This is a genomic window from Paraburkholderia sp. UCT31 (genome assembly GCF_014397655.1).
Lineage (GTDB): Bacteria > Pseudomonadota > Gammaproteobacteria > Burkholderiales > Burkholderiaceae > Paraburkholderia > Paraburkholderia tuberum.
Genome location: NZ_VZQP01000006.1, coordinates 114,530 through 134,014 on the forward strand (window position 1 = coordinate 114,530; position 19,485 = coordinate 134,014).

At 62.6% G+C, this 19,485-nt stretch carries 18 protein-coding genes and 1 pseudogene; 14 read left to right on the forward strand and 5 right to left on the reverse strand.

All coding sequences use genetic code 11. The features are described 5' to 3' along the window. Positions 1–16 precede the first annotated feature (16 nt). The 6 genes from coxB (at position 17) to F6X40_RS06465 (ending at position 6,612) form a co-directional block, all read left to right on the forward strand. Positions 17–703: a cytochrome c oxidase subunit II gene (coxB, locus tag F6X40_RS06440; protein WP_187627186.1), complete on the forward strand. Its 687-nt coding sequence runs from the start codon at positions 17–19 to the stop codon at positions 701–703. Beyond that, on the forward strand, positions 700–3,237 hold the full coding sequence (gene ctaD / locus F6X40_RS06445) for a cytochrome c oxidase subunit I (protein ID WP_187627187.1): 2,538 nt from the start codon (positions 700–702) through the stop codon (positions 3,235–3,237). The genes coxB and ctaD overlap by 4 nt, the downstream gene beginning before the upstream one ends. Next, the gene (locus F6X40_RS06450; RefSeq protein ID WP_018423781.1) at positions 3,234–3,569 is read left to right on the forward strand and encodes a hypothetical protein; all 336 of its coding nucleotides are present in this window, start codon (positions 3,234–3,236) and stop codon (positions 3,567–3,569) included. The genes ctaD and F6X40_RS06450 overlap by 4 nt, the downstream gene beginning before the upstream one ends. A 51-nt stretch (positions 3,570–3,620) precedes the next feature. Beyond that, entirely contained in the window at positions 3,621–4,946 is a 1,326-nt protein-coding gene (locus F6X40_RS06455) for a ferric reductase-like transmembrane domain-containing protein (protein WP_187627188.1), read from the forward strand. Between the two features lie 176 nt (positions 4,947–5,122). Beyond that, the gene (locus tag F6X40_RS06460) at positions 5,123–5,893 is read left to right on the forward strand and encodes a tetratricopeptide repeat protein (RefSeq protein ID WP_187627189.1); all 771 of its coding nucleotides are present in this window, start codon (positions 5,123–5,125) and stop codon (positions 5,891–5,893) included. A gap of 20 nt (positions 5,894–5,913) precedes the next feature. Then, positions 5,914–6,612, forward strand: a complete 699-nt coding sequence (locus F6X40_RS06465) for a hypothetical protein (protein WP_187627190.1) — start codon at positions 5,914–5,916, stop codon at positions 6,610–6,612. Between the two features lie 337 nt (positions 6,613–6,949). Here F6X40_RS06465 and F6X40_RS42150 read toward each other — a convergent pair whose 3' ends face one another. Beyond that, positions 6,950–7,207 (reverse strand): hypothetical protein, encoded by a 258-nt coding sequence (locus tag F6X40_RS42150; RefSeq protein ID WP_262421381.1) that lies wholly within the window; start codon positions 7,205–7,207, stop codon positions 6,950–6,952. Between the two features lie 25 nt (positions 7,208–7,232). Here F6X40_RS42150 and F6X40_RS06470 point away from each other — a divergent pair, with 25 nt between their 5' ends. Next, on the forward strand, positions 7,233–9,011 hold the full coding sequence (locus F6X40_RS06470) for an arabinofuranosidase catalytic domain-containing protein (protein ID WP_316251790.1): 1,779 nt from the start codon (positions 7,233–7,235) through the stop codon (positions 9,009–9,011). Positions 9,012–9,278: 267 nt separating this feature from the next. Then, complete coding sequence (locus F6X40_RS06475) at positions 9,279–9,668, forward strand: hypothetical protein (protein ID WP_187627192.1); 390 nt, start codon at positions 9,279–9,281, stop codon at positions 9,666–9,668. A gap of 62 nt (positions 9,669–9,730) precedes the next feature. Here F6X40_RS06475 and F6X40_RS06480 read toward each other — a convergent pair whose 3' ends face one another. Beyond that, positions 9,731–11,080, reverse strand: coding sequence for an MFS transporter (locus F6X40_RS06480; RefSeq protein ID WP_187627193.1), 1,350 nt, complete (start codon positions 11,078–11,080; stop codon positions 9,731–9,733). 303 nt (positions 11,081–11,383) lie between these two features. Beyond that, positions 11,384–12,037, reverse strand: coding sequence for an ATP-binding cassette domain-containing protein (locus tag F6X40_RS06485; protein ID WP_262421382.1), 654 nt, complete (start codon positions 12,035–12,037; stop codon positions 11,384–11,386). Positions 12,038–12,164: 127 nt separating this feature from the next. Here F6X40_RS06485 and doeA point away from each other — a divergent pair, with 127 nt between their 5' ends. The 6 genes and pseudogenes from doeA to F6X40_RS06510 all read left to right on the forward strand — a co-directional run bounded on the left by doeA (position 12,165) and on the right by F6X40_RS06510 (position 16,349). After that, the gene (gene doeA, locus F6X40_RS06490) at positions 12,165–13,385 is read left to right on the forward strand and encodes an ectoine hydrolase DoeA (RefSeq protein ID WP_187627194.1); all 1,221 of its coding nucleotides are present in this window, start codon (positions 12,165–12,167) and stop codon (positions 13,383–13,385) included. Between the two features lie 65 nt (positions 13,386–13,450). Next, positions 13,451–14,254, forward strand: coding sequence for an alcohol dehydrogenase catalytic domain-containing protein (locus F6X40_RS06495; RefSeq protein WP_262421383.1), 804 nt, complete (start codon positions 13,451–13,453; stop codon positions 14,252–14,254). Further along, positions 14,169–14,540, forward strand: coding sequence for a zinc-binding dehydrogenase (locus F6X40_RS42155; RefSeq protein ID WP_262421384.1), 372 nt, complete (start codon positions 14,169–14,171; stop codon positions 14,538–14,540). Before F6X40_RS06495 ends, F6X40_RS42155 begins: the two co-directional genes overlap by 86 nt. Positions 14,541–14,795: 255 nt before the next feature. Continuing rightward, positions 14,796–15,277: pseudogene (locus F6X40_RS06500) on the forward strand (Hcp family type VI secretion system effector). A 12-nt stretch (positions 15,278–15,289) separates the two neighbouring features. Continuing rightward, entirely contained in the window at positions 15,290–15,808 is a 519-nt protein-coding gene (locus F6X40_RS06505; RefSeq protein WP_187627195.1) for a DUF2778 domain-containing protein, read from the forward strand. A gap of 283 nt (positions 15,809–16,091) precedes the next feature. Then, entirely contained in the window at positions 16,092–16,349 is a 258-nt protein-coding gene (locus tag F6X40_RS06510; RefSeq protein ID WP_187627196.1) for a hypothetical protein, read from the forward strand. A gap of 58 nt (positions 16,350–16,407) precedes the next feature. On the opposite strand, the gene F6X40_RS06515 is transcribed toward F6X40_RS06510, so the two are convergent. Both F6X40_RS06515 and F6X40_RS06520 read right to left on the reverse strand, forming a co-directional pair. Further along, entirely contained in the window at positions 16,408–17,805 is a 1,398-nt protein-coding gene (locus tag F6X40_RS06515; protein WP_187627197.1) for an aspartate aminotransferase family protein, read from the reverse strand. A 44-nt stretch (positions 17,806–17,849) separates the two neighbouring features. Beyond that, the gene (locus F6X40_RS06520; protein WP_187627198.1) at positions 17,850–19,373 is read right to left on the reverse strand and encodes an NAD-dependent succinate-semialdehyde dehydrogenase; all 1,524 of its coding nucleotides are present in this window, start codon (positions 19,371–19,373) and stop codon (positions 17,850–17,852) included. Between the last annotated feature and the right edge of the window lie 112 nt (positions 19,374–19,485).

The following is a 19,485-nucleotide window of genomic DNA, read 5'->3' on the forward strand; positions in this document are numbered from 1 at the left end:
AAACCATCATAGCTGCTTGCGCCTGGCCGTCCAAGCCGGATCGCTCGCCGCGTTGTCCGGCTGCACCGGGCCGCTCTCGACGCTCGAGCCATCGGGTCCGGCCGCCGCATCGATCGCCGGGCTGTGGTGGGTGATGCTGGCGGGCGCCGCGATCCTGTTCGCGATGGTGCTCGTACTGTTTCTGATGACGGTCTTCCGGCCCGGCTGGGGCTCGCACGGGTCGCCCGCGCGCTGGATTGTGCTCGGCGGTCTCGTGCTGCCGGCAGTGATCCTGATCCCGTTGATCTGCTACGCGCTGTACGCGGGCGAGTTGCTGCTGCCGCTGCGCGCGCATGCGCCCGCGCGCATCGAGGCGATCGCGCAGCAATGGCGCTGGACCTTCCGCTATCCGGAACTCGGCAACGTCGAAACCGGGAACGTGCTGCACCTGCCCGCGGGCACGCCGGTCGACATCGTCGTGACCAGCATGGACGTCGTGCACGCATTCTGGATTCCGCGCTTCGCGGGCAAGATCGACGCGGTCCCTGGCCACCACAACCTGCTGCGTATCCAGGCCGATCAGCCCGGCGAGTACGCCGGACAATGCAACCAGTTTTGCGGCATCGGTCATGCGGGGATGCACTTCACCGTGATCGTCGATCGTCCGGAAGATTTTCCGGCTGCTGTCAAAAACGCCGCCGCCAACGGGGAGGTGAAGAAATGAGTGTGCCCGTCGAGCCGCCATCACAGGGCATCACCGCGCTGCGGCTGCATCGCCAGCTTGCCGCGATCTGGGCCACCGGGCCAGGCGTGCAGAGACTTACCTCGGTCAACCATACCGTCCTCGGCTTGCGCATCATGATCACTTCGTTCGTGTTCTTCGCGATCGCGGGCATCCTCGGCATGTTGACGCGCGTGCAGCTTGCGACGCCGCATGCGGCCTTCATGGACGTGGAAACCTACAACCAGGTCTTCACGATGCATGGGTCGATGATGTTGTTCCTGTTTGCGATCCCGATGGTGGAAAGCTTCGCGGTCTACCTGGTGCCGAAGTTGATCGGCGCGCGCGACCTCGCGTTTCCACGGCTGACCGCGTACGGGTACTGGTGCTATCTGTTCGGCGGCACGATCCTGACCGTGTCGCTGATCCTGCACTCCGCGCCGGACGGCGGCTGGTTCATGTACACGCCGCTCAGCTCGAACGTGTACACGCCCGGACTGAACGCCGACGTGTGGCTGCTTGGCATCACGTTCGTGGAGATTTCAGCGCTTTCGCTCGCGGTGGAACTCACCGTCTCGATCCTCAAGATACGCGCGCCGGGCATGTCGATCGATCGCATGCCGATCTTCGCGTGGTACATCCTCGTCACCGCGATGATGATGATCGTCGCGTTTCCGCCGCTGATTCTCGGCTCGATCCTGCTCGAGGTGGAGCGCGCGTTCAACCTGCCGTTCTTCGATCCGACGCGCGGCGGCGATCCGCTGCTGTGGCAGCATCTGTTCTGGCTGTTCGGCCACCCGGACGTGTACATCATCTTCCTGCCGATGGCCGGCGTGCTGTCGACGATGATCCCCGTGTTCGCGCGCCGCAAGCTCGTCGGCTATCGCACGATCGTCGTCGCGATCATCGCGCTCGCGTTCCTGAGCTTCGGCATCTGGGTGCATCACATGTTTACGGTGGGCATTCCGCATCTGGCGCTCGCGTTCTTCTCGGCGGGCTCGGCGATCGTCGCGGTGCCCACCGCGATCCAGTTCTTCGCGTGGCTCGCCACGCTGTCGCACGGCCGCCCGCGCTGGGACGTGCCGATGCTGTACATCTTCGGCTTCTTCTTCGTGTTCACGTGCGGCGGGCTGACCGGCGTGATGCTCGCGATCGTGCCGTTCGACTGGCAGGCGCACGACACCTACTTCGTCGTCGCGCACCTGCACTACGTGGTGGCCGGCGCGCTCGCGTTTCCGATGCTCGCGGCGTTCTATTACTGGTTGCCGCTGCTGACCGGGCGCACCGCCGTGCATAACCTTTCCGTGCCGGCGTTCTGGCTCGTGTTCGTCGGCTTCAACATGACGTTCTTCCTGATGCACCTGACCGGCCTGCTAGGCATGCCGCGGCGCGTCTTCACCTATAGCGGCGACGAAGGCTGGAACTGGCTCAATCTGCTGTCGTCGGTGGGCAGCTTCGTGATGACGATCGGCTTCGCGCTCGTCGTGATCGACATCATCGCGCAGCTGCGTTTCGGCCAGCGCGTGCGACGCAATCCGTGGGACTCGACCACGCTCGAATGGGCGATGCCGATTCCGCCCGCGCCGTACGCATTCGCGTCGATCCCGCACATGGACGCCGAAACCGAAAAGGTGCCCCCGGGCCAGCTAGCGACCTCTCTAGCGCGCGGCGAGGGTTACCTCGGTTTCACGCGCAACGGCTGGCAGGAGACGCTAGGCGTGCATATGACATCGGGCGAGCCCGAACAGCTGATCGTGCTGCCGAACTCGACGTATCTGCCGCTCGTCACCGCGCTCATGACCGCCGCCGCGGTGCTCGCGATGCTGTTCAAGTTCTATCTGCTGTCGGTCGCATTCGCATTCGTGACGTTTGGCCTCTTCATCTACGCGGGCCAGAGCGCGGGGCACGCGCGCGACTATGGCGCGCTGCCGGTCGGCCGAGGCGTCAGCGTGCCGCCGCATACCGAGGTCGCCGGTGCGCCGTCATGGCTTTCGATGATCTGCGCGCTGGTCGCGAACGGCACGCTGTTCACCTCGCTGATCTTCGGCACGTTCTATCTGTGGATTGCCGCGCCGAACTGGCCGGCAGCCGTGACGCCGCATCCGAACCGCGTGCTCGCGCTCGTCGCGGCCGTCGCGCTCGCGGTGGCCGCGGCCGCCACGCGTGGCTCGTTGCGCGCGGCCGCCGCCGAGCGCAAACCGCACGGCACGATCGGGCTGAGCGCGATCGCGCTGATCGTCGCGCTCATCGCCTGCGTGATGCTGATCAACGGCGTGACACCGAATCCGCGCGAGCACGCGCTCGGCGCGACGGCCGCGGCGCTGCTCACGTACATCGCAGTTCACGCGGGCGTCGGGTTGTTGTTCCTCGTCAGCAACGTGCTGCGCGTCGGCGCGGGCTTCGTTTCCGCGCGACGCCTGACCGATCTGCGCCTCACCCGCCTGTGGGTCGATTACACGCTGGCGACGGGCATCATCGCGCTTGGACTCGTGCTCGCGCTGCCGAGCCTCGTCGCCGTGCTGGGAGCCAGACCATGAATGCGCGTCCGCTTTCGCCGCGGCGGCTGTGGTGGCTCGCCGTCGGCTTCACGATCTGGTGTCTCGCGTTCGTGATCCTGTATGCGCTGCACGCGATCGGCTGCGCGTTCGCGTGGCCCACCGGCCCGCTGCGCGCGAGTCTCGCGATCATTCTGCTGCTGCATCTGATCGCGATCGGCTGGCTATGGCGCTATCGCGCCGCGACCCGCGACCCTGGTCCCGAACGCATCAGCTCGTTCATGCATACCGTCGTCGTCTGGACCCTGATCGCGGCGCTGGTCGCGACCGTGATCACGTTCGGGCCCGCGCTGCTGCTCACCACCTGCGTCTGAACTCGGACTGAGCGCGAGCGGGACCGCCGCACCCGGCATGGAGAAGCACCGATGCAGTCTCGAGATCTCGTGCGCAAGGCCGTCTGGTCGGTCATCTATCTACTGTTCATTCTCGCGCCGCTGTTTGCGCTGCTGACCGGCACGCTCCCGCCCGCGCGCAACTTCGGCACCGAATTCTCGGTGGCGCTCGGCTATTCCGGACTCGCGATGATGGGCCTGCAATTCGGCCTCACCGCGCGCTTTCGTCACGTGACCGAGCCGTGGGGCGAGGACGTTATCTATCATTTCCATCGACGCGTGTCGCTGCTCGCGGTCAGCCTGGTCGTCGTGCATCCGCTGATCCTGTTCGCGATCCGCTCGGACAAGGTCGCGATGCCCGACTCGCTGCTCGAGGTACCGTGGGGTGCGTGGTTCGCGTTCCTGTCGATCGGCTCGGTGATCCTGCTGGTGATCACCGCGCTATGGCGCAAGCAATTGAAGATTCGTTACGAGCTGTGGCATCTGTCGCATATCGGGCTCGCGCTCGTCGCGATCTTCGGCGGCGTGCTGCATATGATCGGCTGGGGCTTCTATCTGACCGATCCGTTCAAGCGCACGCTGTGGATCTGCATGACAGCATTCTGGGTAGCGCTGCTGCTGTACGTGCGTCTGTTCAAGCCGCTCTTCATGATCAGGCGTCCGTACCGGATCGCGGAAGTGCGCGCCGAACGCGGCGACACGACGACGCTCGTGATGCAGCCCGACGGCCACGCTGGCTTTCGCTTCAAGCCCGGCCAGTTCGGCTGGCTCAACGTGTGGGGCAGCCCGTTCAGGATCACCGGACATCCTTTTTCGTTCTCGTCGAGCGCCGAGGCCGCGAACGGCCGCGTTGAAATGACGATCCGCAATCTCGGCGATTTCACGAGCCAGGTGAAGACGATCGAAACAGGTCGGCGTGTGTATCTGGACGGACCGTATGGCGCGTTCACGATCGGGCATCCGACCGACATGCACGTGCTGATCGCGGGCGGTATCGGCATCACGCCGATGATGAGCATGATCCGCACGCTCGCCGATCGCGGCGACCAACGTCCGCTCGTGCTACTGTACAGCGGCAAGACTTGGGACTCGCTGACATTCCGCGAGGAGCTCGATGCGCTGAAAGCGCGGCTCGATCTGCGCATCGTCTATGTGCTGTCGGACCCGCCCGAAGGCTGGAGCGGGGAAGTCGGGCGCATCGACGCCGCGATGTTCCGGCGACATCTACCGCCCGAGTTCGCCGATCACGAGTATTTCATCTGCGGCCCGGACTCCATGATGGATGCGATCGAAACGGCGCTCGGCGAAATGAAAGTGCCGCGCATCCGCTACCATTCCGAACGCTACAGTTTCGTCTAGGAGACTTGCGATGCGCCGACTGTTGGCCAACCGTCTCGTCATTGCCACCGGCGTGATCGTCGTGGCGTTGTCGCTTCTATTCGCGTATCTGCGGGTCGGTTCGCTGCATTAGGGCCCGGTTACGCCAATGACGGGCTCGCGGCGCGCTTTTCCTCATGCTCGAAGGTTGAATCGATATGCCCTACTTTTTTGGAATTGGTCTTCACGTTTTCATCGCGATCTTTTTCGCCGTCCACGCGATGCGCAATAACCAGGGCATCTACTGGCTATTCATTCTGTTTGCTTTTCCGCTGCTCGGCAGTGTCGTGTACTTCTTCGCGATCTATCTGCCGGATCTGCGCCACTCGCGTGGCGCGCGGGTGGCCACGCAGGCGATCACGCAATTCGTCGATCCGAATCGCGCGCTGCGTGAAGCGCGCGCCGATTTCGACCGCGCGCCGACCGTGCAGCATCGGATGCGGCTCGGCGAGGCCTTGCTCGCGGCCGGCAATCCGCGCGAAGCGCTCGAACATTTCCAGACCGCGGCGAACGGCCCATTTGCAAACGATCCTGCGCTGCTGCTCGGTCTCGCGCGCTCGCAGTTCGCGCTCGGCGACTACACGGCCGCGGATGCGACGTTGGCGGATCTGTTCTCGGTCAATCCGCGGGCACGCAACCAGGGCGAGCCGGCGCTGCTGAACGCGCGCACGCTGGCCGCGCGGAATGCGCTGGGCGCACGCGCGGCATTCGAACAGGCGCTGACCTGCGCGACCGACGTCGCGCCGCGCTGCCTGTTCGCCGACTGGCTCGCCGCGCAACCGGAAGATGCGGACCGCCGCCGCGCCGGCGCGCTCTATGCGGAAATCGTGCAGGACGCCAAACATTGGCCGCGCCACGCGCGCGAGCATAATCGCGAGTGGCTGCAACGGGCGCAGGCGGCGTTGGCGGCCGGCGCGGCTCGAACGTGAGCAAGCCGAGGAGAACTTCGATGCGACGCACGACCCGGTCTTTTGCTTCGGCGCCGTACGCGGCGATTGCGGCGATGGCTTTCGGTGCCGCCGGCGCTTCGACTTCCGCGCAGGCCGCTGGCATCGAGAAACCGTTCGAATGGCCCGCGTCGTTCGTCGTGCTCGGCGATGGCTATCCGCACTCGGGCGATGCATGCCGGCGGCTCGGCGAGTCGGCCGCGACCGTGAACTATCTCGACCATATGGCGATGCTGGTCGGCTGTCCGGGCTCGCGCGACAGCGCCGCCGTGCGCGCGATCGCCAGGCATCAGCGGCACGCGCGCGTGGTCGGCGAAGCGGATGGCGTGACGCTGATTTCGATTTCGACTGAAAGCGCACAGGCCGGCTCGCAGAACGGCCACGGGCCCGTGAAGGAATCGCCTATCAGCGCGAGCGGCACGTTGCCGTGCGAGCGCCGCAACGGACAGACCAAAACGATGTGCAAGTTCGGCGTCGTGCATCACGGCGATCGATCGACTACGGTCGTGGTCTACTGGCCCGACGGCGCCACACGGGCGATTTTCTTCGGCGTCGACGGCCGGGTAGTCGGCACGGCCGCGTCCGCGAGCGATCGGCCGATGCCCGGCGACACGCTGACGCGCAAGCATGCCGGCATCAATCTGATTTCAGTTGGCAATGAGCGCTACGAAGTCGAGGACACGGTTCTGTCCGGCGATTGAATTGCGTTGAAGCACATCGGCGCAAGCCATCCGCAGCCGAACGCCTGATTCGACGCGCGCCACGATCATTTCTATCCCCCCTCGCTTCACACCCTCGCGCAGACCGGCATGCAGCATGCCGTGTTGGACAAATATTAGTAATAATCCAATAAAGACTCTAGCCTATGCGGAATACGCATGCCGCATGCAGTTCGGATTCTTTCATTTTCATTCAGCTCGCATGGGGGATTACCCCATGCCGTCAAATCAATATTATTGACTAATATTATTACCTGCCGGACGTTCGGCGTCAGCCTACGGGCTGTCTCGATTCTTTATCTAGATCAACTAAGTGTTTTCAACCGATCAGCGGTTCAACAGGAGGGGTCATGATGTCCAGAAGAATGGGATTAGTGGCGGTCTGGCTGGCGATGGCCGTCGGACTCGCCGCATGCAATGGCGACAATAGCGGCGCGTCGACATCGCCGGTGGCGAACGCGGCCACCTCGAACGCGGCGCCGATCAGCAATGCATCGCAATCGAATTCGAATGCATCGGCGGACAACAACGCGACGACGGCTATTCCACTGCCCTGCGACGCCGCCGCCACGGCCAACACGCCCTGCTCCGCCGCGCACAGCGTGACCCGACTGCTGACGAAGAACTACACGGGCCCGCTGTTCCAGATTCAACGCGCGTCCGACAACACGACGCTCGACGTCTATCCGTACACCAACAGCACGCTGAAAGGCGGTGACCGTTCGCTGGTCGGCTCGGCGAATGTGCAGAGCACGCAATCCTTCTGTAACAACACCACCTGCTCGGTCACCTACATCTACGATCAGATCGATCTGGTCGCGCCGCTGAAAAACGGCGCGTTCGGTAATGTCCCCGCGACGCTGACGCTGAACCAGGACGGCACGGAATCGCTCACCGTACAGAACGGCAGCACAACGACCACCGTGCCGGTCCTCAACGGCTTCGCGACCATCACGCTGCCCGGCACCTCCGGCGCCTTGACCGTTCAGTTGGCGCAACCGCCGACCGCCTTGACCGCGCAGGCGCCGACGCAGCAACTGACGATCGGCAACGACTTGCCCGCGCTTACCGGCACGCCGGCCAAACTCGCTCTCGTTACGACGAACGGCGTGCAGATTCCTGCTCTCGGCACCTTGGCCGGCCAGGCCTATCGCAAACGTTTCGGCACGGTGAACCAGTCGATCGGCGATAGCGAAATCGCCGAGTACATGGTGGCCGGCGCGCACTACAGCCAGTCGTCGACCTGCTGCGGCACCTACGGCAACATGGAGAACAGCGCGAATCCGAGCACCTATTCTCACGGCGAAGTGGAAGGCGAAATGTTCGCACTCGCGTTCTCGAACGGCAACGCGGCCGTGTTCGGCTATTGCGACGGCGACTCGATCCAACCGTCCAACGTGAAGGACCCGGTGTGCAATGCGCTCGATACCAACTGGCCGGGCGTCGATGCCGAAGCCGGCGTCTATCTGTATGGTCCGCAGCAGCCGGCGAAGGAGAAGTTCGTGACGGTGCTGTCGAAGTACTCGCCGGTCACCGCGTCGAATCTGTTCGCGGTCAAAGGCGGCTCCGCTTCCCAAAGCGTGTTGACGTCGCTATACGATCAGACGCCGCCTGAAGCGCTAAACTTCGGCAACGACGCCGGTCACGCATTCAATGGTCAATGGCAAGGCGGTCTGTCGCTCGGCGAAGGCGGCGACGGCAGCGCCGCGCCGATCCAGTTTTTCGAAGGCGCGATCATCACGAAGGCGACGTCAGATACGACCGACAACGCGATCCAGGCGAGCATCGCGAGCTTCTACGGGCCGCCGACCAACGCGGCCGCGTCGGCCTGTTACGCGAACAACCTGATCAACTCGCCGCTCAGTCTGGCGACGCCGGATGCGTGGTTCCAGTCGAGCGGCGGCACCGCCGTGCCCGCCACCGACATCTCCGGCGTCGATCGCGGCGCCGCGACGGTCACGAGCACGAACGGTTCGGCCGTGTCGAACATTCACGAAGTGATCCGTGTGCAGGGCGGACAGTCGTACACGTTCACCGACTACGTGCTCGCCACCACCAACGCAACGGTGTTCCCCGGCGGCTCGATCCAGACCGACGACCCGAGCGGCACCGAGTTCGGCTGGGTGCTGAACACCAACACCGGCGCGATCGTGCGCGGCACGTGGGGCGCGGGGCAAGCGACGGCGCTAAGCGCGGTGAAATCCGGCAACTGGTGGAAAGTGACGATGACGCTGACGGCACCGGCGGGATCGAACAACGCGCAGGTATTCATCGATCCGCCGACGTCGAGCAGCGCAGGCGTGCGCTCGCAGCAGGCCGCGTATCTGAGCGCGACGCACTACTGCCCGAGCCTCGCGATCCTGAGCGGCGCGAAGTCGTAAGCACGGTCAGCGCGACGCAGTCATCGATGATTCGTTGACGCGTCGCGCAATCGAAGGCACACTCGCTCACCATGCAAGCCCTCACGTACCGCCCGACTGCAAAGCATCATCATGCGCATGCCCGCGTGGGACTGCCTGTGGGGACTCGCATACGCATACGCCGCTAGACATCATTCGCAGCGACATGCGCCAGAAAGCCCCGCCGGCAACGACGGGGCTTTTTGTTTTCCACGACCTTATCCGCTCATCGAACGAAGGATTGCCGCCATGACACAGGAAGCACAGACGCCTGCCGTATCGAAGCCCTTTGCGACGCCCATCGATCTATACCGCGTGCTTGCACGCGTATGGGCCGGCGATACGTCGAGCCCCGCGCACGCGTGGTCGTCGACGAATCCCGCGCAGAATCATTGCAGCGTGACGTCTCTGATCATGCAGGACTATTTCGGTGGCGAGATTCTGACGACGCGTACGTCGGGGGGCACGCACTTCTACAACCTGATCGACGGCAGCAGATGGGATCTGACGGTCAGCCAGTTTGCCGAGCCGATTCCATTCGACGATACGCGTTCGAGTCGTGAGGCGGCGTTCGCTGATACGTCGCGGGAGAAATACGAACTGCTGAAGTCGAGGCTCGCGCAAAGCCAGCTGAAATAAACGCTCAATCAAACACGCGTGGCCGAACTGCGTCGATACGCGGTTGGCCACGCCATGTCACTTCAACCAATCACTTCCTGCTTCCCCGGAATGCCTTGCCCGCGCAACGAACACCCGCGCGTTTCAGGCACGTAGATCAACGCAATCGCCCCCACGACGCACGCGGCCATCATGTAATAAGCGGGCACCAGCGCATTGCCCGTATGCGCGACCAGCCATTCGTTCGCCATCGGCGCCGTGCCGCCGAAAATCGACGTCGACACGTTGTACGCAATCGCCATCCCCGCGTAACGCACCTGGGTCGGAAACATCGCGGGGAACATCGCCGAGATGCTGGCCAGTTGCGGCACGTACAACAGCCCGAGCACCGCAAAGCCGATGAACGCGCCCGCCACACCGAGCTTCATCAGCAGGAACATCGGAATCGCCGCGACGAACAGGCCAATCAGCGAAAACCACCAGACGTTCTTGCGTCCCACGCGATCCGAGAACGTGCCCGCGAACGGCAGAAACACCATCATCGCGAGCATGCCGATCAGCGGCACGAGCAGGGACATGTTGTCGCTCATGCCGAGCTGCTTCTGCATGAACGTCGGCATATAGGCGAGCAGCACGTAGTTGACGACATTCAAAGCAACCACGAGTCCACCGAGTTGGATCAGCGGTTTCCAATAGTCGCGCAGCAATGCCTTCAGCGTGACGCAGCTATGCTGCTCCTTGTGCATCGTTTGTTCGAGCTCGCGAAAGACCGGCGTGTCTTCGAGCCTGGAGCGCAGATAGAAACCGATCAGGCCGAGCGGCGCAGCAATCAGAAACGGCAGACGCCATCCCCACGCATGCATTGCCGTGTTGCCGAGCACGACGGAGCAACCGAGCATCAGAAACGCACCGAGCGAGAAGCCCGACAGCGTCGCGAATTCGAGGAAGCTGCCACAAAAGCCGCGCTTATTGTCCGGCGCGTATTCGGCCATGAAAGTCGCCGCGCCGCCATATTCGCCGCCCGTCGAAAAGCCCTGGATCATCCGCAGAACGACGAGGATAACCGGTGCCCACCAGCCGATGCTCGCGTAAGTCGGCACGAGTCCGACCAGCAGCGTTGCGACCGACATCAGGATGATCGTCAACGCGAGTACGTGCTTGCGGCCGAGGCGATCGCCGAGCGGGCCCCAGAACAATCCTCCCAGCGGACGCACGAGAAACGAAATGGCGAACGTCGCGAGCGCGAACAACGTGGCCTGCGCGGTGCTGCCGGGAAACAACGCGGCCGAAATATAGCTCAAGCCGTAGGCGTAAATACCGTAGTCGAACCACTCGGTCGCGTTTCCGAGTGCCGACGCCGCGATTGCGCGTCGCAGCAAGCTGCGCGCCTGCGGTTGCGGGCTCTGCGCGGTCCATGAATGTACGTAGTGCATGTCTTCTCCTGGGGTGTCTCTATGCGACACAGGCAACGTCGCCCGAATCCACGATACCGGCGACCCGCGCCTGCAACGATGTTCTAGGACGATGCAGGCATCGGGGTTTTCCATAAAGCCTGCAACGGATGCGGTAATCCGTACGCGTGCGTCGGCGACGCGTCGCGCGCGTTCGGGAAAAACAACATGATTGGCGTCGCGCAGCGCTCTCAGCGCATCAGCGACGGCAGCGTCATCAAACGACCCTGCTGTGGCCTCGCCTCGTTCTCGCCGCAAAGGTCGAGCGCGCGCCTCTCCGCCGATTCACGGCTCTCGCCCTTCGTCAGCATCGGCGCGAGCGTCACGTTGTCGAGCACGCTCTTGTGCGGAAACAGATTGAAGTGCTGAAACACCATGCCGATCTTCTCGCGCATCTTCTGCAGATGCCGTTCGTTCGCAGGCACCATCTGGCCGCCGCGGCATATGGAACAACTGTTCGCCGTCCACTTCGATATGGCCGCCGTCGATCGTCTCCAGCGTCATCAGGATGCGCAGGATCGTCGTCTTGCCTGATCCCGACGGACCGATCAGCGCGAGCTTCTCGCCGGGCATCACGTCGAGCGACAGTTCGTCGAGCACGGTCAGCGCGCCATATCGTTTCGTGATCCGGTCGAGCCGGATCAATGGCTTGCTCGCCGGGCTTCCGTCTCGGCGCGCCGGTGTGCTTGCGGGGGCGACCGCGCGCTCCTCGGAGGAAAGACTTGCCGGGGCGATGCCTGAAGCGCTCAACAGATCGGTAACTCGCGCAGTGTTCATATCGATTCGGTCCCGTTCGTCGTACGTGTGGTGCGAACCAGAATACGCAGCCATATTTGCGATCCAGATTGCTCTAGAACAATTCTTTTCTACATGCGGAGAAGGGCGGCGCAGCGTGCACTGCAACAAACACGCAGCGTCCGTCGATAACGTCGCGAACATTGAACTAGCACATTCAGCGGCGTTTTTTCGCGGCATTAGACTGCGGCGAGAGATACCCGTGGACGCCCCGTTCACTTGCACCGGGCGCCACTTTCCGCAACGACGTCACGCTCAGAGAGAGGGGAAGATGTCAGATACGACGCAACACGAATCGCGAATCGCGGCGCCCGTCGTGCGCCTGCCGTTCGAACGCGACGAGTACGCCGCGCGTCTTGCCAAGACGCGCAAGGCCATGCAGGCGGCCGGCATCGAACTATTGATCGTGTCGGACCCGACCAATATGGCCTGGCTCACCGGCTATGACGGCTGGTCGTTTTACGTGCATCAGTGCGTGCTGCTCGCGCTCGATGGCGAGCCGGTCTGGTTCGGTCGCGGTCAGGACGCGAACGGTGCCAAGCGCACCGTCTTCATGCAGCACGATCAGATCGTCGGCTATCCGGATCACTACGTGCAATCCACCGCGCGTCATCCGATGGACTACCTCGCGCGCGACGTGATCGCCGCACGCGGCTGGGCCAACGCGAAGATCGGCGTCGAAATGGACAACTACTATTTCAGCGCCGCCGCTTATCGCTCGCTCGTCGCGCATTTGCCGGACGCGAAATGGCAGGACGCAACCGGCCTCGTCAATTGGCAACGCGCGGTCAAATCCGCGCGCGAGATCGAGTACATGCGCGTGGCCGCGCGCATCGTCGAGAAGATGCACGCGCACATCGTCGAGCGAATCGAGCCGGGCATGCGCAAGAATGACCTCGTCGCGGAGATCTACTCGGCGGGCATTACCGGCATCGACGGTTATGGCGGCGACTATCCGGCGATTGTGCCGCTGCTGCCGACCGGCGCCGACGCGGCCGCGCCGCATTTGACCTGGGACGACACGCCGTTCGCGAAGGACGCCGGCACGTTCTTCGAAATTGCCGGCTGCTTCAAGCGTTATCACTGCCCGCAGTCGCGCACCGTCTACCTCGGCAAGCCGCCGAAGCATTTCATCGAAGGCGAGCGTGCGGTGGTCGAAGGGATCGAGGCAGGGCTCGCCGCGGCGAAACCCGGCAATACCTGCGAGGACATCGCCAATGCGTTTTTCGCGGTGCTGCATAAATACGGCATCGAGAAGAACAGCCGCTGCGGCTATCCGATCGGCGCGAGCTATCCGCCGGACTGGGGCGAGCGCACGATGAGCCTGCGCCTTGGGGACAAGACCGTCCTCGAACCCGGCATGACGTTTCACTTCATGCCGGGCCTGTGGCTCGACGACTGGGGCCTCGAAATCACCGAGAGCATTCTGATTACGCGGACCGGCGTCGAGACCTTTTGCAGGACGCCACGCAAGCTGTTCGTCAAACCGTGATTGCGCGGGCGTCGTGCCCGCGTGAACTCGCGAAGCACGACGCCCGTTTCAACGAAAGGGGAAACATGCTTCCGAAAACGATGAAGGCCGTCGTGCTGACCGCGCACGGCGGCCTCGACAAACTGGTCTATCGCGACGACGTGCCGGTGCCCTCGTGCGCGGCTGGCGAGGTACTGATCGACGTCACCGCATGCGGTCTCAACAATACCGACGTGTGGGTCCGCCAGGGCGCCTACGGCACCGACGACGATCCGCAAGCGGTGTCGACGTGGCGACGCGGCCGCTCGACGCTGACGTTTCCGCGCATTCAGGGCGCGGATATCGTCGGACGCGTGGTCGCGGTGGGTCGCGGCGTCAGCGACGCGCGTATCGGCGAGCGCGTGATCGTCGACGCGTCGATCTACAACCGCGACGACGACAGCCTCGCCGACATCGACTACATCGGCCACGGCCGCGACGGCGGCTACGCCGAATACACGGCCGTGCCCGCGGAAAACGCGCATCGGGTCGACTGCACCTATTCCGACGCCGAACTCGCCACGTTGTGGTGCGCTTATCACACCGGCGAGCAGATGATCGAACGCGCGGCCGTCAAGCACGGCGAAACGGTGCTGATTACCGGCGCGTCCGGCGGTGTCGGCTCGGCCATCATCCAGCTGTGCCGCGCGCGCGGCGCGATTCCGTATGCGGTGGTCAGCAAGGGCAAGGAAGAGGCCGTGCTAGCGCTCGGCGCGCAAGGTGATGCTGCGCGACAGCGGCGATTTCGTCGGGGACGTCGAACGGATGACCGAGGGGCGGGCCGTCGATGTAGTCGCCGATCTTGTCGGCGGGGCGCTGTTCGGCAAGCTGTTGAACGTGTTGCGGCCTGAGGGACGATATACGACCGCGGGCGCGATCGCGGGGCCGGTCGTGCAGCTCGATCTGCGCACGATGTATCTGAAGCAGTTGCAGTTGAATGGATCGTCGCAGGGCACGCGCGGTGCGTTCAAACGCGTGCTCGACTATATTCAGAACGGGACGATCCGGCCGGTTCTCGCGGCGACTTATCCGTTGTCGAAGTTTCACGACGCGCAGACGCGGTTTATGGAGAAGCGCTTTGTGGGGAATATCGTTGTGATTCCGGATCGGCATTATGGCGACTTGGTCGCACGCTAACGCTCGATGCAATAAAACCGCCGGCCGCTGCGATCAATCCTCGACGACGAACCAAGCACACTGCGAGCCCGCCCTTCAAGGCGGGCTTTTTATCGCGCGTAGCAATCGTTAATTGTTGTCAATTTACATTTTTCTTTGCCTTGAATCACTTCCCGTCCTCCATCATTGGGGCACCGTAGCGAAGGCGTCGCTCAGACAAGGTGCGCCTTTCCCGAAAATTAACGCTGCTCTCAATCAAAGGAGGATTTACTCAGCATGGGCATTCCCGCACATATGTGGCTTAAGGATGACGGCGGTGCAGATATCAAGGGTTCGTCAACCGTTCAGGATCGGGAAGGAAGTATTGAGCTCATCAGCTTCGGTCACGGCGTCAACCTGCCGGTTGATAACGCCAACGGGAGAATTACCGGCGCACGCACTCGCCGGTTTCGTTTGAAAAAGAGTTTGATGCAGCAACGCCCTATCTTTACAAGGCCGTGGCGAAGGGGCAAACGCTGACGTCTGCGGAGATCAAGTGGTATCGCATCAACGATGCAGGAAAAGAAGAAGTCTATTTTGTGATGACGCTCGAAGGCTTGAAAGTGTGCGGCATCAACCCCGGCATGGCCAATACCAAGCTGGCGCAGGCGTCCGCACTCAATCACGTTGAATCGGTCTCCATGATGTATGACCGCATCACGTGGCATTACCTTGATGGCAACATCAAATACACAGACTCGTGGAATGAGCGCGAATAAGGGGCGTGAAAAATGGCTTATATGGGAAAGTTTTTAGTGAATAACGAGCCTCTGTCACCGCTGACCATTTTTGGGATTGGAACATTCAACGCGTTTTCTGGTAATGACCAATACCTGAATCGGGGCGGATGCACGGCGGTGCCGAATAGCGGCCCGATACCTGCCGGAAAATACTGGATCGTAGACCGGCCCACGGGCGGTATCGGCTCTCGGCTTTACGCGCAGGCGAAAGACACCCTGAATACAATCGTCGGCCGTCCGTCCCATTACGAAGAGTGGTTCGCGTTGTACCGGGATGATGGCAGCGTTGACGACATAACCTGGGTTAATGGAGTTAAGCGCGGGCAGTTCCGGTTGCATCCGGCAGGCGGGCGCGGTATTTCACTTGGCTGCATCACACTGCCGAGCTATAGCGATTTCATGAGAATCCGCAACGCGCTTCTGCATACTGTCACCATCCCCGCGCGCAGTTCGGGCCTGCGGGCATACGGAACTATTGAGGTCATCACGTATGGCAACACTTGTCCGTAGACTTTTCAAGGTCGTGCTGTTTTGCGGCCTGTTCCGTCTTTTCCTGCCTTACGTTCACACGTACCCCATACCGATGCCCAGAAGCCAGGAGCTTGCATGGCTACATGTCGCAAACCGGCTTGGTATCCGCGATCCCGATGACCTATTTTTCGCGGTGACGGTCGCGATGAATCTTATCGCGGCGACTCTAGCGTACGTGGCGATCATGAAGCTATGGCGGCACTATCGACGAACAAGACGCACAGGGAGAAACAACGAATGAGAGTCATCGAGGTCACTACTGATGGCAACACTTGCGCGTAGACTCTTCAAAGTCGCGCTGTTTTTCGGCCTGTTCCTTCTATCGATTCGTTATGTCCATCCATACCCCTATCCGTTGACGGAAAGTGAAGCGCTCGCATGGTGGCGTGCTTCGCGTTGGCTCGGCATCCGCGATCCCGACGATTTGTTTTTCATGGTGTGGGTGACTATCGAACTGATCGTGGCAGCACTTGCCTATGTGACGATCATGAAACTATGGCGGCACTACCGCACGAAGTAATTAAAAACCCCGACCGCATGCCATGACAGCAGCCGGGGCTCTCGTTCACCTCATTCCATCAAAGCGAAGCAGCCGGCGCAAACACCTGCGACGCCACCTCATCCACCGCCTCGCGCGTCAGCTTCACGATCTCGTCCACGTCGCCGCGCGACGTCACCAGCGGCGGCGCAAAGCCGAGAATGTCGCCGTGCGGCATCGCCCGCGCGATCAGTCCGCGCTGCATCGCGGCAGCCGACACACGCGGCCCGACCTTCAGCGCCGCATCGAACGGCGTGCGGACATCCTTGTCGGCCATGAACTCCAGCGCGGCCAGCATGCCCACGCCGCGCACTTCGCCGACGAGCGGATGCGAGTCGAACGCCGCATGCAATTGCTCCAGCAGATAAGCGCCGGTTTGCGCCGCATTCTGCGTGAGGTTCTCGCGTTCGAGAATATCAAGGTTGGCGAGCGCCGCCGCCGCGCAGATCGGATGGCCCGAATAGGTCCAGCCATGCCCCAACGCACCCGATTCCTGCGATGCCTTATCGATCACGTCCCATACGCCTTCGCTGACGATCACGCCGGACAGCGGCGCGTAAGCACTCGTCAAACCCTTCGCGACAGTGATCAGATCCGGTTGAATGCCGTAGTGCTGCGCACCCATCTTCGAGCCGAGCCGACCGAAACCGCACACCACTTCGTCGCAGATCAACAGGATGTCGTGCTTCTTCAGCACCTGCTGGATCGCGGGCCAGTAACCGGCCGGCGGCGGTACGATGCCGCCCGTGCCCATCACCGGTTCGCCGATGAAGGCCGCGATCGTATCGGCGCCTTCGCGCGCGATCAGTTTTTCGAGTTCGTCGACGCAGTACGCGACGAACTGCGTTTCATTCATACCGACCGGCGCGCGACGATACCAGTGCGGACACACGGTATGCTTGACGCGCTCGATCGGCAGATCGAAGAACTGGTGGAAGCTCGGCAATCCCGTGAGACTGCCGGTGACGATGCCCGAGCCGTGATAGCCGCGCTCGCGCGAAATGATCTTCTTCTTGTTCGGGCGGCCCTTCACATTGTTGTAGTACCAGACGAGCTTGATCTGCGTTTCGTTCGCGTCCGAACCGGACATGCCGTAGTACACCTTCTTCATGCCCTGCGGCGACCAGTCGATGATGCGCGACGACAGCTCGATGATCGTATCGGTCGAGTGGCCGACATATGTGTGGTAATACGCGAGCTTCTTCGCCTGCTCGTAAATCGCCTCGGCCACTTCGGTGCGGCCGTAGCCGATGTTCACGCAATAAAGGCCGGCAAATGCATCGATAAAAGTCTTGCCTTGATGGTCCTCGATGCGGATACCTTTCGCGCCGGTCACGATCCGGCCCGGTAGCGCGCCGCTCGCGTGATCGTGCGCGTGCGTCGACGGATGCATGAAATGCGCGCGATCGGCGCTCAGCAGTTGATCGAATTGAGTCATGGGTCGCTCCTTCGTGTGATGTCTGGATGAATGAATCGGTAGGTTCAAGCCGTTGCGTCCGTCGCCATCGCATGTGCAGCGGCCCGAGCGGGGGCGCTGTCGCTGACCGGCAAGCCAAGCTGGCCAAGGCAGAAATAACGTGTCTCGACGAACGGCTCGAAGCCTTCGACGCCGCCTTCGCGTCCAAGCCCCGACGACTTGATGCCGCCGAACGGAATCGGTGCGCCGGTGAATTTCGCGCCGTTGATGGACACCATCGCGAAGTCGAGTCGGTGGATCAGTTGAAACACGGTGTTCAGATCTTTCGCGCACACGTAGGCGGCGAGTCCATACTCGGTGTCGTTCGCGCGTTCGACCACTTCGTCGAGCGAATCGAACGACGTGACCGCCGAGATCGGCGCGAAATTTTCTTCGTCGTAAATGCGCATGCCGGGCGCCGCATCGGCGACCACGGTCGGCTCGAAAAACCAGCCGCCGCGCTCGTGCGCCGCGCCGCCTACCGTGACGCGCCCACCCTTCTCACGCGCGTCGGCGACGCGCTGCACGGTCGTGTCGAATGCGGCCTGGTGCATCAGCGGGCCGACGTCCACGTTCGGGTCGAAGGCGCCGCCCACTTTCAACGCCTTCACGGCATCGCTATATCGCGCGACGAACGCTTCATACAACGAACGCGCGACGAAGATCCGGTTCGCCGCGCAGCAGTCCTGGCCCGAGGTCTGGAACTTCGCCGCGACCGCGACGCGCACGGCGTGTTCGAGGTCCGCATCTTCGGTCACGATGAAAGGCGCGTTGCCGCCCAGTTCGAGCGCGGTCTTCTTGATGCCTGCCCGTGCGGCCGTTTGCATCACTAGCGCGCCGACACGCGTCGAGCCGGTGAAGCTGACCGAGCGCACGCGGCTATCTGAAACCAGCGTTTCCAACGCCATTTGCGGCTCGCCGAGCACGACGTTGAACACGCCGGCCGGAAAGCCCGCTTCTTCGGCGAGTTGCGCGAGCGCGAGCGCGGAGAACGGCGTCTCGTGCGCGGGCTTCGCGACCACCGTGCAACCGGCGGCGAGCGCGGCGGCGGCCTTGCGGGTGAGCATCGCGCACGGGAAATTCCACGGCGTGATCAGCGCGGCCACGCCGACCGGCTCGATGATCGTGCCCAGATGAGCGCCATCGATATGCGTCGGAATCGTGCGCCCATTCAGGCGGCGCACCTCATGCGCGAACCATTCGACGAAGCTCGCGCCATACGCAATTTCGCCGCGCGCTTCAGCAAGCGGCTTGCCCTGTTCGAGCGACAGAATCGCGGCGAGATCCTGCTGATGACGCAGAATCAGTTCATGCCAGCGCAACAGCAGCGCCGAACGTTTGGCGACCGGCACCCAGCGCCACGTGTCGAACGCGCGCTGCGCGGCATCGACCGCGGCGGTGATCTGCGCCGCCTCGAACATCGGCACATGGCCGAGCACCTCCTGATTCGCGGGATTCTGCACCGCGACGCTCGCGGCGCTCGCGCTATGAACCCAGCATCCATCCACGTAGCACAGCGATTTGAATAAGACCGGATGACCCAGCAACATGACGACCTCCTGTGTGCGATGTCTGCTATCACTGTAGGTCCGGCGGCACTGCGGTTTTTTTTGTTGTCGCTTCTCGAAGGCTACGTTTTTTCTGCAATTCGCCACATGGTTA

What these genes read in the sequence shown, in the direction of transcription:
- F6X40_RS06475 (WP_187627192.1), top strand. Translation starts at nt 9,279, where the DNA reads ATGACACAGGAAGCACAGACGCCTGCCGTATCGAAGCCCTTTGCGACG.
- F6X40_RS06485 (WP_262421382.1), bottom strand. Translation starts at nt 12,037, where the DNA reads ATGTTCGCGACGTTATCGACGGACGCTGCGTGTTTGTTGCAGTGCACG.
- F6X40_RS06450 (WP_018423781.1), top strand. Translation starts at nt 3,234, where the DNA reads ATGAATGCGCGTCCGCTTTCGCCGCGGCGGCTGTGGTGGCTCGCCGTC.
- F6X40_RS06515 (WP_187627197.1), bottom strand. Translation starts at nt 17,805, where the DNA reads ATGACTCAATTCGATCAACTGCTGAGCGCCGATCGCGCGCATTTCATG.
- F6X40_RS06480 (WP_187627193.1), bottom strand. Translation starts at nt 11,080, where the DNA reads ATGCACTACGTACATTCATGGACCGCGCAGAGCCCGCAACCGCAGGCG.
- F6X40_RS06455 (WP_187627188.1), top strand. Translation starts at nt 3,621, where the DNA reads ATGCAGTCTCGAGATCTCGTGCGCAAGGCCGTCTGGTCGGTCATCTAT.
- F6X40_RS42155 (WP_262421384.1), top strand. Translation starts at nt 14,169, where the DNA reads ATGACCGAGGGGCGGGCCGTCGATGTAGTCGCCGATCTTGTCGGCGGG.
- F6X40_RS06510 (WP_187627196.1), top strand. Translation starts at nt 16,092, where the DNA reads ATGGCAACACTTGCGCGTAGACTCTTCAAAGTCGCGCTGTTTTTCGGC.
- ctaD (WP_187627187.1), top strand. Translation starts at nt 700, where the DNA reads ATGAGTGTGCCCGTCGAGCCGCCATCACAGGGCATCACCGCGCTGCGG.
- F6X40_RS06465 (WP_187627190.1), top strand. Translation starts at nt 5,914, where the DNA reads ATGCGACGCACGACCCGGTCTTTTGCTTCGGCGCCGTACGCGGCGATT.
- F6X40_RS06520 (WP_187627198.1), bottom strand. Translation starts at nt 19,373, where the DNA reads ATGTTGCTGGGTCATCCGGTCTTATTCAAATCGCTGTGCTACGTGGAT.
- F6X40_RS06505 (WP_187627195.1), top strand. Translation starts at nt 15,290, where the DNA reads ATGGCTTATATGGGAAAGTTTTTAGTGAATAACGAGCCTCTGTCACCG.
- F6X40_RS06495 (WP_262421383.1), top strand. Translation starts at nt 13,451, where the DNA reads ATGCTTCCGAAAACGATGAAGGCCGTCGTGCTGACCGCGCACGGCGGC.
- doeA (WP_187627194.1), top strand. Translation starts at nt 12,165, where the DNA reads ATGTCAGATACGACGCAACACGAATCGCGAATCGCGGCGCCCGTCGTG.
- F6X40_RS06460 (WP_187627189.1), top strand. Translation starts at nt 5,123, where the DNA reads ATGCCCTACTTTTTTGGAATTGGTCTTCACGTTTTCATCGCGATCTTT.